General features: G+C 69.2%; 9 protein-coding genes and 2 pseudogenes. 5 read left to right on the top strand and 6 right to left on the bottom strand.

The features are described 5' to 3' along the window. Window positions 1-25: 25 nt before the first annotated feature. Window positions 26-895 carry a cation:proton antiporter gene (locus tag AB0M83_RS08990; protein WP_364514640.1) on the bottom strand — a complete coding sequence of 290 codons (870 nt, stop codon included), beginning with the start codon at window positions 893-895 and terminating at the stop codon, window positions 26-28. Here AB0M83_RS08990 and fabG point away from each other — a divergent pair. The 4 genes and pseudogenes from fabG to AB0M83_RS08970 all read left to right on the top strand — a co-directional run bounded on the left by fabG (window position 852) and on the right by AB0M83_RS08970 (window position 4,643). Continuing rightward, window positions 852-1,801, top strand: a pseudogene (gene fabG / locus AB0M83_RS08985) (3-oxoacyl-ACP reductase FabG). The gene AB0M83_RS08990 and the pseudogene fabG overlap by 44 nt on opposite strands. A 324-nt stretch (window positions 1,802-2,125) precedes the next feature. Further along, the gene (locus tag AB0M83_RS08980; protein WP_364514637.1) at window positions 2,126-3,040 is read left to right on the top strand and encodes an ABC transporter ATP-binding protein; all 915 of its coding nucleotides are present in this window, start codon (window positions 2,126-2,128) and stop codon (window positions 3,038-3,040) included. Next, a complete protein-coding gene (locus AB0M83_RS08975; RefSeq protein ID WP_364514634.1) occupies window positions 3,037-3,825 on the top strand; it encodes an ABC transporter permease in 789 nt (262 codons plus the stop codon). The genes AB0M83_RS08980 and AB0M83_RS08975 overlap by 4 nt, the downstream gene beginning before the upstream one ends. Window positions 3,826-4,484: 659 nt before the next feature. After that, complete coding sequence (locus AB0M83_RS08970) at window positions 4,485-4,643, top strand: hypothetical protein (RefSeq protein WP_364514631.1); 159 nt, start codon at window positions 4,485-4,487, stop codon at window positions 4,641-4,643. A gap of 347 nt (window positions 4,644-4,990) precedes the next feature. Here the strand turns inward: AB0M83_RS08970 and AB0M83_RS08965 are convergent, their stop codons facing one another. Next, window positions 4,991-5,986, bottom strand: coding sequence for a YncE family protein (locus AB0M83_RS08965; protein WP_364514629.1), 996 nt, complete (start codon window positions 5,984-5,986; stop codon window positions 4,991-4,993). 1,014 nt (window positions 5,987-7,000) lie between these two features. On the opposite strand from AB0M83_RS08965, the gene AB0M83_RS08960 reads away from it, so the two are divergent. Next, entirely contained in the window at window positions 7,001-7,753 is a 753-nt protein-coding gene (locus tag AB0M83_RS08960) for an ANTAR domain-containing protein (protein WP_364514626.1), read from the top strand. 258 nt (window positions 7,754-8,011) lie between these two features. On the opposite strand, the gene AB0M83_RS08955 is transcribed toward AB0M83_RS08960, so the two are convergent. The 4 genes and pseudogenes from AB0M83_RS08955 to AB0M83_RS08940 all read right to left on the bottom strand — a co-directional run bounded on the left by AB0M83_RS08955 (window position 8,012) and on the right by AB0M83_RS08940 (window position 12,215). Beyond that, window positions 8,012-8,239, bottom strand: coding sequence for an STAS domain-containing protein (locus tag AB0M83_RS08955; RefSeq protein WP_364514623.1), 228 nt, complete (start codon window positions 8,237-8,239; stop codon window positions 8,012-8,014). 310 nt (window positions 8,240-8,549) lie between these two features. Continuing rightward, window positions 8,550-9,068 (bottom strand): annotated as a pseudogene (locus AB0M83_RS08950) (EF-hand domain-containing protein); the annotation flags it as partial. Between the two features lie 200 nt (window positions 9,069-9,268). Next, on the bottom strand, window positions 9,269-9,820 hold the full coding sequence (locus AB0M83_RS08945; RefSeq protein WP_364514620.1) for an EF-hand domain-containing protein: 552 nt from the start codon (window positions 9,818-9,820) through the stop codon (window positions 9,269-9,271). A gap of 64 nt (window positions 9,821-9,884) precedes the next feature. Continuing rightward, window positions 9,885-12,215 carry a molybdopterin-dependent oxidoreductase gene (locus tag AB0M83_RS08940; RefSeq protein WP_364515055.1) on the bottom strand — a complete coding sequence of 777 codons (2,331 nt, stop codon included), beginning with the start codon at window positions 12,213-12,215 and terminating at the stop codon, window positions 9,885-9,887. Between the last annotated feature and the right edge of the window lie 352 nt (window positions 12,216-12,567).

The raw sequence follows: 12,567 nt of genomic DNA, 5'->3' as shown, positions 1-12,567 counted from the left end.
TAGCACGGAGGGTAACCAGCCGGATTCAGGATCGGTTTGCGCTCACTGGGAGGAACGCGTCGATCGGGGGATGCGTCCGATCGGTGACCTTCAATGCGCTGAGCAACGGGCCCGTCATCGCCGTCGTCACCACGGCCATGACGACCAGCAGCGTGTACAGCGGCCCGTCCAGGAAACCGAGCTGCAGGCCGATCGTGAGGATCACCAGCTCGGTCAGCCCGCGGGTGTTCATCAGCGCGCCCACCGCGAGCGCGGTCCGGTGGTCCAGCCGCGCGGCGCGCGCGCCGAGGTAGCCGCCGCCGAGCTTGCCGCCGATCGCCACCAGCAGGATCAACGCCAGCGTCAGCAGACCGGTGACGCCGAAACCGGACAGGTCGACCTGCAGCCCGGCGATGACGAAGTAGATCGGCAGCAGCAGCCCGCCCAGCCGGGTGGCCTGGCGGACGAGGTCCGCGTGGAGCGTTCCCTTCGCGTCCCGCGGCACCAGCGCGCCGAAGATGAACGCGCCGAAGATGAAGTGCAGGCCCAGGAACTCGGTGATCCCGGCGGACACCAGCATGCCCACGAACAGGAGGACGAACCTGTCCTTCGGCGGCCGGCCGGACGTCGGGCGCACCAGGTGTCGCAGCAGCGGGCGCACCGCCAGGAGGAGAGCGACGTACGGCACGAGCAGCACCAGTCGCCACGGGCTCGTCCCCGCCGGGTTGGCCAAGGCGACCACGCCGACCAGGAGACCCCACACGAGCACGTCGCTGAGCGACGCCGAAGTCAGCGCCAGCACCCCGAGGCGGCTGCGCTGCAGCCCGCGTTCGACCAGCATCCGGGCCAGCACGGGAAACGCGGTGACCGCCATGGACAGGGCGAAGAACAGGACGAACGCCGTGCGGTACGGCACGCGACGAGGCGAGGAGCAGCCCGAGCCCGGCGCCGAGCGCCAGCGGGAGCAAGGTGGACAGGGCGGACACCGCGACGGCCGCCCGGGCCGCGCCGGTGCGGGCCAGGTCGACCTCGAGGCCGACGGCGAACATGAACAGCGCGACGCCCAGGCTCGCGAGCGCGGTCAGCTCAGGCCCGGCTGCGCCTTCGTGACCGGCGTCTCGCGCGGCATCGGCCGCGCCGTCGTGCTCGAACTGGCCGCCGCCGGCCACGACGTCGCCGGCTGCTTCCTGACCGGCGCCGCGGAGGCGGAATCCTTGGCGGACGAAGTCAAACAGCTCGGCAGGCGGACCTTGTTCGCCCCGTGCGACGTCCGGGACAAGCAAGCCGTCGAAGAGCTCGTCGAGCGCGCCGACACCGAAGTCGGCCCGCTCACCGCGCTGGTCGGCAACGCCGGCATCACGCGCAACGCGCCGGTCGCGCTGATGCCGGAAGCGGCCTGGCGCGACGCGCTCGACGTCAACCTCACCGGCGTGTGGAACGTGTGCCAGCCCGTGTTGTTCCGGTTCATGCGCCGCCGTCGGGGGCGGTCGTCACCATTTCCTCCATCGTCGGCATCCGCGGCTTCGTCACCATGGCGAACTACGCGGCCGGAAAGGCCGGGCTGATCGGCATGAGCAAGACACTGGCCCGAGAAGGCGCACCGTACGGAATTCGCGTCAACGTCGTCGCGCCGGGAATCACCGAAACGGCCTTGCTCGACGACATCCCGCTGCCCGCCCGGCCCAAGGCGTTGGAGAACATCCCGCTCGGGCGCTTCGCCCGGCCCGAGGAGATCGCCGGGGTCGTCGCGTTCCTGCTCTCGGACCGCGCGTCGTACGTGACCGGGCAGGTGCTGCAGGTCGACGGCGGCGCGGCGATGTGACCGGCGCGGACCCAGCCCATCGACCTCCAGGAGTGTCTGTGCCCATCGGAATTCTCGGCCTCGGCTCGTACCTGCCGGAGCGCGTCGTGACGAACGCGGAAGTCGCCGGGTGGGCCGGGACGACCGCGGGCTGTACGCCCGGTCGGTCCGGTCGGTCCGGTCGGTCCGGCCGCGCGGCATCCGCAACGTCGCCGCCGAAGCCGAGCACGAAGAGGGAGACTGTCCACTGAGGACAGTTAGGGCACCGGTCGGCGTAGGGTGGGACGCGGAGAGCCGGGAAGCCTGGTCGGCGCCGTTTGTCACGCGCGCGAAACGAGGCTCCCCATGACCGGCATCCAGGCCATCGACGCCACCGGCCTGACCAAGCGCTACGGCGAGGTCGCGGCGGTGGACCAGCTCACCCTCACCGTGGCACCCGGCGAAATCTACGCGCTGCTCGGCCTCAACGGCGCGGGCAAGACCACCACGATCCGGATGCTGCTCGGCATGGTCCGCCCCACCAGTGGCCGGGTGTCCCTGCTGGGCACGCGCGTCGGGCCGGGCGCCCACGCGATGTGGTCCCGCGTCGGCTACCTCGTCGAGACGCCCACGGCGTACCCGGACCTGACCGTCACCGAGAACCTCCGGGTGGCTGCCCGGCTGCGCGGGCTGAGCGGCGGCGAACCGGTGTCCGACGTGATCACCCGGCTCAACCTCGGCACGTACGCCCACCACCGCGCGCGGACGCTCTCGCTCGGCAACGCCCAGCGACTCGGCCTGGCCAAGGCCCTCATCCACCGGCCCGACCTGCTCGTGCTCGACGAACCGGCCAACGGCCTCGACCCCGCCGGCGTCGCCGAAATCCGCGCGCTGCTCGGCGAACTCGCCCGGGACGGCGTGGCCGTGCTGCTGTCCAGCCACATCCTGACCGAGGTCGCCCGCCTGGCCACCCGTATCGGTGTCCTCGACCAGGGAAAGCTCGTCTGGGAAGGCGACACCACCGATCTCGTGGCTCAGGCCCGGCCGCGGCTGAGCGTGCTGGCGCGGGACCGGGACGCCGCCGCGGCGGCGTTGCGCGCCGCGGGCCATCCCGTCTCCCTCAACGGAGATGACGGTCTCGAACTCGAAGACAAGCGCGCGATCGGACGCCCCGACGAGATCGCGACCCTCCTCGTCACAGCCGGCTGCCTGCCGTCCCGGCTCGCGGTGGAGCAGGACGACCTGGAAACCTGCTTCCTGCGCCTGGTGAGCACCTCGTGAACCCTGCAGCCGCCGCCATCCGCGTCGAACTGCTCAAAGCACGCCGCTCCCGGCTGCCCTGGGTCACCGCGGCCGCCTTCACCGTCGCCGGCGCGTTCGGCGGGCTGATCATGTTCATCCTCCAGAACCTCCGGCGCGCCCGGTCCCTCGGCCTACTCGGCACGAAAGCCTCACTGACTGGCGGCACCGCCGACTGGCCCGCCTACTTCGCCCTGCTCGCCCAGACCGCCGCCGCGGGCGGCGCACTGCTGTTCGGCCTCGTCGTCGTGTGGCTCTTCGGCCGGGAATTCAGCCAGGACACGGTGAAAGACCTGCTGGCCCTGCCGACCGCACGCACTACGATCGTCGGCGCGAAGTTCGCCGTCGCCACCGCGTGGTCTCTGCTCCTGTCCTGCTACCTCTTCGTCCTCGGCCTGCTCATCGGCACCGTGATCGGCCTGCCCGGCTGGTCCGCCGAGGTCGCGTTCCACGGGCTGGCCGTACTGCTGATCACGACCGCGCTGACGGTCCTGCTGGTGACCCCGTTCGCGCTGGCCGCCAGCGCCGGCCGCGGCTACCTCGCCGGCGTCGCCGCGATGATCGCCGCCGTCTTCTCCGCGCAAGTGGTCGCCCTGCTCGGCTACGGGCAGTACTTCCCGTGGTCCGTCCCCGCGCTGTACACCCAACTCGCCGGCCCCGACCGCGACCCACCCGGCGCGCTCGGTTTCACCCTCGTCGCGCTGGTCGGCGTCGCAGGGATCGCCGCGACAGCGGCCTGGTGGCGCCACGCCGACCACGACCGCTGACTCATTCTGGCCGAAGGTCTGATACAGGAGTGTCACACTCGTGCGTATGGATGCCGGCCCCCTGCTGTCGGTGGCCGAGCGGTACGACGCCCTCCGCCGCGACACAACCGGTGTCCGATGGGCAGCGGCGAGCATGATCGGTGGGTCGACCGGGATGCTGTCCACCTTGGTCGTCGACGCCTGGCTGGCCGCCGTGGCCGGGCTAGTGATCGGCCTCGGCGCCCTGCGCCGCGACCGGCGCCACGGATGCCTCCCGGAACTGGCCCACCGATCCGGGCCTGTACCAGTTCGTCGCGTCCGTCCGGAACCTCCAACGCAGCGGGGCTGGACGGTCTTCCCCTCACCTCCGGCTACGTGCTCGCCAGCACCCGTGGCGTTTACCTCGCCGAACACCTCGTGGACACGGTCTCCCTTCCCGATCACCCGGTCCGCCGTTTTGCTGCGGTCGCGCTGCGAGGTGGCCTGTCACACGGCCCGCCGACTCACCGGCGAACTGTCGACACGAGCCGAACGGGTCTCCGTGCACACCGTGGTGATCATGAACGCTCCGACGGATGACCCCTATCTGCACCCGGCGGGCAACACGGCACCGGTTGACTTGCTTCCCGCTTGGGTAGGGCATGAGGTAGCAGTCCGCTATCGGAGGTCCGGTGTCCGCGATGAACGACAAGGCCGCCTCTGCGACAAGCATCCCTGGGCCAAGTGGCACTCCCGTCGAGGAAATTACCCTGGCGGAACTGGGTATGGCGGCCACCGACCTGCATCGACGGATTACCGACCATCTCGCCCGGTTGACAGCCACCGGCTCCGCAACCTGAAGGGGCACTGCGGTGGTGCCCAGCCACTCGGGGGGGGCCCATGACCAGCCGCCAGTGACATGGACGACCGCCGCCGCTGCCCAAGCAGTGCCGCGGCGAACACACCGTAGCCACGGATGTCCACGCTGGACATTCGCCCGGCACGCCCGAAGGCCAGAGCCGACTCGAGATCGTGGAAGGACACCCAGCTCTGCGAGATCGGCGCAGCGTAGCGTGAGCACCGGATCGATCTTCACGACAGCCAACGTCCTGTCGAATTACCGCGGCTGCCGGACCGCGCCGCGAGCAGGTGTACTCGCGGCGCGGTTGCTGTCCGGCGGTGTGAGGAGGTCACCGCGTGGCCAGGTTCACGACGTCACGGCGAGCCCCTCCGGTTCGCTGCCGACGGGTACGGTCGCGACCACGGTGTTCGTCACGGTGTCGATGACCGACATCGACCCCGAAGCCGAGTTCGTGACGAAGACGTAGCTGGCGTCGGGGGACGCCGCCAACCCTTCGGGCTCGTCCTGCACCGGGATGGGCGCCGGTGCGTTCCGGCCCAGCAGGGACACCGTGTCGGAACCGGCGTTGGCGACGTAGACCTGGCCGCGCGGGGTGACCGCGATGCCTACCGGCGCCTGCCCGACCGGCTGCGTCGTCATCGGCGTCGGCATCGTGGCGCTGAGGGAGTTCACGCTGTTCGCACCGGTTGCCGCCACGTAGACACGGTCGCCGGACGGGGTGACCGCGATCCCGGCCGGGAACCGGTCCACGGGCAGCGTCGCGACGACCCGGTCCGAGCCGGCGTCGATGACTGAGACAGTGGCCGCGCCGTTGTTGCTCACGTACACCAGGTGCCCGTCCGGGCTGACCGCCGGGCTGTGCGGGAACCGGCCCACCGGGATGTTCCGCACGACCGTGTTCGTCGCAGTGTCGATCACGGTGACGTTGTCGGCGCCGAAGTTGGTGACGTAGGCGTGCGATCCGGTCACGGTGACACCGAACGGGTGGAGGCCCACCGGCACGGTCGCGAGTGTCGCGTAGGTCCGGGCGTCGATCACCGAGACGGTGTTGGAGAGCTCGTTGGTGACGTAGACCCGGTCCCCACCGGGTGCTGCGCCCACACCGACCGGCGACCGTCCAACTCGGACGGTCGCCACCACCTCGTTCATCCGGGTGTCGTACACGGTGACGCTGTCAGAACCGCTGTTCGCAACGAACACCTGAACCCGCGAAGGGTAGGCGTACGCGTCCGGGCAAACGAGACCCAACGACAGGAGCACCGCCGCCAAGAGCCGGCCGCAAATCCTTCCGACGGCCCACTGTGAACGACGAATCGTCGCCGTGTCGTCTCCGAATGACATTGCCTTCTCCCAGGTACAGTGAACATGTCTTGCACAGGAAATGAAGGCCTTTCAGATTTCTGATCGGACGCCTTCCGGGTGGCCGGTTGGCGAGGCGCTTGTGGCGCGCCGATTTCCCCGGCTGGTTCCACGCTAACCGACCACTCGGTGCGCCTGCCACCGGAACAAGATCATGATCGCCTCGACGGGTGAAGACGCCGCCATAGCACGCGGATCACCGCGTCCACCCCCCTACCTTTGTCACAGATGTCGTGCGCGATGCCGGCGAAACATCCCGACCGGGTAAATTTCGGCTGTCACGCATTTTGCGGAAGCCACTACGGCGCCAACCATGGCTGCCGCCGGCAGTGGCGTCGCACAGGATGCGCGCAAGGTCGCCACAGGATATCCAGCTCACCACTCTGGAACGTCGAAGTGTAACGACCAGCGTCTGGTTGCCGCTGTCTACATAGGACACTCAGCCCATGTGCGTCGCGGCCACGGCACCTGGCCGAGCAGGCTCATCCGGTCGAGGACGGCCAGGGACGCGCCGCGGAAGGCGGCCTCGGCGGCGGCGAGCCGCCGACAGGTGACCAAGTCCAGTTCACCCGACGCGGCGACGACGCACGACTCTCGCCATCGTCGCCACCCGAAACAGCGCAGCGGCCTCGGCAGGAAACGGGTTTTGGGGTGGCGGCGGAAACGGTGAAACCCTGATCGGACACTCCTCGAGAAACCGAGAGACCAAACTACTCGCGCACCAATCCAGTCCCACGCCGGCCTCGCACGGAGGCCGCGGGCCGCGGTGCGACGGCGGGCAGGCTGAACCGCTGCAACGCCGACCGTGCAACCGATCACCAACCACTGCAGCATCGATGCAACACCCCTATGGACCGGTTGTCCCGTGGCGAACGGACTCGGCCCGAACGCCTGCACGGAAGGCTGCACCGTCTGGCGCTTCACCCGCGGAAATGACAGGGTTGGCAAGGCGGGCTTTCACCCGTACTCGGGCGATAGCTTGCTGAAAGAGTGAAAATGGATCACGTTCACGATGTTTCAGCGGCGTTGCTGGAACTGACGGAGTCGCTGAGACCCGAGCACCCGCGCGACGAAACGCTGGCGCGGATGGCCGCGCGAGTGGTGCTGCTGGTGCCCGAGGCCGACGCCGCGAGCGTCACCCTGTTCGAGCACGGCGTACCGGCCACGGTCGCGGCGACCGACGAGGACGTCCTTCCCCTCGACAAGGCCCAGTACTCCCTCGACGACGGACCGTGCCTCGAAGCGACGCGCACCGAGACCGTCGTGCGCACCGATAGCGAGCAGGCACGCACTCGGTGGCCCGCGTTCGCCGACGCCGCATCCGCAGCCGGCATCAAGACGTCGCTGTCCTGTCCCCTGTTCGTCCGCGCCGACGACGTCACCGACCGGAGAGGGGTCGGCTGCCGCGGCCGGCACCTGTCGGGTGCGCTGAACGTGTGGAGCCGGCAGGCGGGGACGTTCGAACCGGGGCACGCTGCGTTGATCGCCGTGTTCACCACGGCGATGTCCGGGGTGATACTGACCGCGTCCCGCTGGGCCCTCGCCCAGGACGAAATTCGCGGCCTGATCAGTGCACTGGACACGCGGGACGTGATCGCGACGGCCAAGGGGATCGTGATGGCCCGCCGTCGTCTCACCGTCGACGAGGCGTTCGTCTGGCTCACGCAGATGTCCCAGCGCACCAACCGCAAGGTCCGCGACCTCGCCGCGGTCATCGTGGCCGACCCCAGCCTCGTCGAAGCGCGATAGGACCGGCAGAAGAGCGAGCGGTCGGTGCCGGTGCCGGCGCTGCGAGCCGGCCTGGGCTCTTCTCTTCCTGTTCCGCGAGACGACCTCCGTCTCGGAGACACACCACCAGTCTGCGAACACTGACAGCACGGCCCGCCCAGCCGATCGCCAGCTCTGCTGCCGTCGATCCCGGCCGCCTGGCCTCGGGAACGACGCGTCCTTGCCCCCGCATATCCGCTGCGACGGGACAGGTCACGTCGGCACCGTCGCAGCGACCGTTCAGAAGCCGGCCAGCGCGTCGTCGAGCGTGGGATCGATCGACAGAACGCCACCCAACCCCGTGATGTCGATGACTCGCCGGGCGGTACCCGTGGCCACCACACGCAGTGCCGTGCCGATGCCCATGCCGCGTCGGGTCTTGAGCAGGACAGTCAGCCCCGACGAGGCAAGGAAGTCCACGGCGCTCAAGTCGATGATCAGTTTCGCCGACTGATCCGGAGCGGTCATACGACCAGGTCGTCCGCGTGCACTGTGATCAACGACCGGCGCAAGTACACGTCCGTGTCGATCAGACAACGCCGCACCGACTCCGGAAAATTCTCGGGAATGGGCTGATCGTTGTCCCGGAACTGGGCCAGCACCTCGTTCACCACGCCCGTCCGACCGCCGCCCGATCAAACCTTCCGATATCGGGTCAGCCTCATCGAAAGCCGAATTCGAGTGCTAGCGCCGTTCGGGCACGGCCACGCCTCGATCCGGTGGCACCGTCATCACTGCCCGTGACCCCCACCGGCCGCGCAGGCGAATACTGGATACGTCACCGGTCCAGGGGGCCGAGGAGCCAGCTGCCCGCCGAGCCGGGAGCCTCGTCGAAGTAGTAGGCGCGGATGGCCGCCAGCAGGTCGCCGGTCGTGATGTACCCGTCGCCGTCGCGGTCCAGGTGGTGGAACGCCGCCCGGGCGTCGGCCTCGGGCAAGCCCATCAGCGCACCGGTCCAGCGCACCTCGTCGTCCTCGGTCAACCGGCCGTCGTGGTCGGCGTCGGCGATGTCCATGATGGCGGCGAGGAAGGGCTGGTAGCCGGAGTCGAACGCAGCCGGTGTCTCCAGCATCCCGGCGGCGAACGCGGCCTTGTACTCCGCCTCGCTGATCCGCTGGTCACCGTCGACGTCCGCGACCTTCACCAGGTGCTCCCACACGCCGAGGCACAGCGTGGTCATCCGCTGCTGCACCGGGGAGTCCGGAGCATGCCCGAATTCTGCGCCGAGCTGAGCAGCCGCGGTGACGAAGTCCTCCCGGTCGACGAAGCCGTCACCGTCGCGGTCGTAGGTGCGGAATCGGCGCGACCAGCCTTTCTCTCATCGGGCGGCGCCACGTCACGCGCGGCCGCAACTTCGGGTTCCCTGATTCGGCCAGGTCGGAGTGGCGAGCACGGTGCACGATCCGGGCCTACTGCTGCACCGCCCGGGGCGTGGTCGAACGCAGTCAGCCCGAGGCCCCGGAGTTCGGGCCGGGAGGGGAACGGGTGCCCGGCCGGTCAGCCGGCGATCTTGCCGAACAGGTGCGCAGCGGGGGCGTCCGGGTTGTCGCCATAGAAGAACTCCTCCAGCGCCTGGTGGAACTCGGCGCGATCCAGCCCGCCGGAGCCGTCCACGTCCAACGCGGCGAAGACCGCCGAACAGTCCTCAGTGGACACGTTGCCTGCCAGGCCGAAGATCTCCCCGAACTCCGCCTGGTCGACCCGGTCGTCGCCGTTGAGGTCGATCAGGTCGAAGTAGCAGTCGGCCACCGGCCCGACCTGCTGCGGGTACAGGGCGGGATCGGTTAGCGCCCGCCGGAACCCCTCGGTCATCTCCCGCAGATCGACCTGCCCGTCGCCGTCCTGGTCCATCGGCGCGATCACGTTGGCCCAGAACGCGTCCAGCCCCTCGGTCAGCCGGCGGGCGGTCGCGTCCTCGGGTGCGGCACCCCGGGCGGCGACGTAGCGCTCGCCCATCAACCGGACGTCCTGACGGGTGATCACCCCGTCGCCGTCGACGTCCGCGCCCCTGAACCACTGGCGGTACTTGAGATCCCGAATTTCGGTCATGGGCCCGCAACGTATGCACGCCCTTGCGTGATGTCCAGCAGCGTCCCCCAAGGAGGGAATCGGATCATTCGTTCGGGTGGCTACCGGGCGGCACGAGGCTCGGTGGCGCGAAGGCGAGCACTTCGGGCAGGGGGCCGTCGTAGCGCTCGACGTCGACCAGCGCGCTGAGGGCACTCGGTCCTTGGGACAGGCGCGAGCACGGCCGATCCGCCGTGAGAACGTTCGGATTGCCGTGGCGGTCCACGGTTCCGCTCCGCCCCGGCTGAACCGGATCCCACCACGCTCCCGTCGACAGCTGCACGACGCCCGGCATGACGTCGTCCGACAGGATCGCGCCCGCGAGACAGCTGCCGCGGTCGTTGTGGACACGCACGATCATGCCGCTCTCGATGCCGCGTGCAGCGGCGTCCGACGGGTTGATCGTCACCGGCTCCCGGCCGCGGATCTTCGAGCCGAGGCTGTGGCCGCCGTTGTCGTATTGGCTGTGCAGGCGTGAGGCGGGCTGGTTCGAGATCAGGTGCAGCGGGAACCGGTCCGACAGATCGGCACGCAGCCATTCCGCCGGCTCGAACCACTTCGGGTGCCCGGCGCAGTCGTCGTAACCGAACGAGTCGATCTCCTCGGAGAAGATTTCGATCCGGCCCGACGGCGTCGTCAGGGGGAACCGCTGCGGGTCCGAGCGGAGGGCTGCGAAACTGCCGGGATACGGTCCGGTCGACGCCGGTAGCTCAGCGCCGGAACTCTGCCAGAACTCGTCGAAGGCCGGCAAGGCGGCATCGCCGCCGAGCTTGTCCCGCGTCTGCTCGTAAAGGTGCCGGACCCAGTCGATCTCCGAACGCGACTCCGTGAATTCCCGCTCGAATCCCAGCCGGGAGGCCAGGGCAGCGAAAATCTCGTGATCGGTACGCGATTCACCCGCCGGCTCCCGGACTTTCGGCATCGCGACGAGGTGGGGATCGGAGAATCCGGCGGCGAAGTCGTCCCGCTCCAGGCTGGTGGCGACGGGCAGGACGATGTCGGCGAACTTCGCCGTCGTGTTCCACCAGGCTTCGTGCACCACCACGGTGTCCGGGAGCTGCCAGGCGCGGGTCAGCCGATGGAGATCCTGGTGGTGGTGGAACGGGTTCCCGCCGCACCAGTAGATCAGGCGGAGCTCGGGCAAGGTGAGGCGCCGGCCGTCGTAGTCGATGACCTCCCCCGGACGCAGCAGGGTATCGGCGATCCTCGCGACCGGGATGAAATCCCGCACCGGGTTGGCCACCTCCGGCACCGACGCCACGAAAGCGCGGTCTTCGGCCACGCCCGTCGCGTCCATCGTCGCGTAACCCGCGCCCCAGCCACCCCCGGGCCGCCCCATCGAACCCGCCATGGCGGCCAGCACGACCGACATCCAGATCGGTTGTTCGCCGTGGTCCGCCCGTTGCACCGCGTAGTTGACCATGACGAGGGAACGCCGGCTGATGAGGCGGCGAGCGAGGTCGACGAGAGCGTCGCGGCCGATGCCCGTGATCTTCGCCGCCCAGGCGGCGTCCTTCGGAACGCCGTCGAGCTCGCCGAGCAGGTAGGCGGCGAAGCGGTCGAACCCGGCGCAGCACCGGCGCAGGAAATCCTCGTCGTGCCACCCGTTGACCAGCATCGTGTGGGCGATGCCGAGCATCGCGGCGGTGTCGGTGCCGGGAACGACGGGCAGCCACTCGGCGTCGAGGAAGCCGGCGACGTCGCTGCGGATGGGGCTGATGTTGACGAACCGCACCCCGGCCGCCCGGCACCGGCGTTGCAGCTCCTGCGTCTGGTGCTTGACCAGCCCGCCGGGGTTGATCTGGCTGTTCTTGAGAGCGAGTCCGCCGAATGCCACGACCAGCTCGCAGTGCGCGGCTATTTCGTCCCACATCGGCATCCGGCTCTGGTAGCTCCACGGGTGACCGCCGATCACGTGCGGGAGGACGACCTCCAGAGCCGCGGTGCTGTAGGTGTTGCGGGAGTCGGTGTAGCCCCCGCCCAACGCCAGGAACCGGTGGAGCTGCCCTTGCGCGTTGTGGAACCGGCCCGCACTCGCCCACCCGTAGGACCCGCCGAACACCGCGCTGTCCCCGTGCCGGTCACGAACTCGGCGCAGTTCGTCGCTCACCAGGGTGATCGCCTGGTCCCAGCTCACCTCCACGAAGGCGTCCGTGCCCCTGGCGGCGCCGTGGGTGCGGGGCTCGCCGTTCAGCCAGCCCTTGCGCACGGCGGGGCGCAGCACTCGAGCGCGGTCGTCGGCGGCAGTCACCATTCCGGGTCCGATGGGCGACGGCGCGGGGTCATCGTGCCTCGGCTCGATGCGCACCAACCGGCCGGAATCGACGACGGCGACGAAACTACCCCAGTGCGTCGCCACCGGCACGCGTCGTTCCATCACGCATCAACTCCGCCTCTGAGGTGCCCTGGTGTGACGTAGCTCTCACAGTACCCGGTCGGGACAAGACGGACGTCGACCTTCGCTCCCCGGCACCCGGACCGTGCCGCGATGCAGAACCCTGCATCGCGGCACTCTTCGATCGCCGATTCACGGTCTGTTTCCGGAAAAGTTCGCTGGCATGTCGAGTCGATACTCGTCAGCGCTGACATACGCAATTATCTCGCGGCCCGACCGGACGTTCTCCCCCACCTACGAGCAGTCGAAGCCGGGTGAAACTTACACATCGGACTCTTTGCTTCATGCTTTCCGTTGTGGTTTCATCGATGCACCTCGAACTGAGAGCGCTTCC

The sequence above is a fragment of the Amycolatopsis sp. NPDC051106 genome (assembly GCF_040682775.1).
Taxonomy (GTDB): Bacteria; Actinomycetota; Actinomycetes; order Mycobacteriales; family Pseudonocardiaceae; genus Amycolatopsis.
This window is presented reverse-complemented; position numbering and strand designations above follow the sequence as displayed.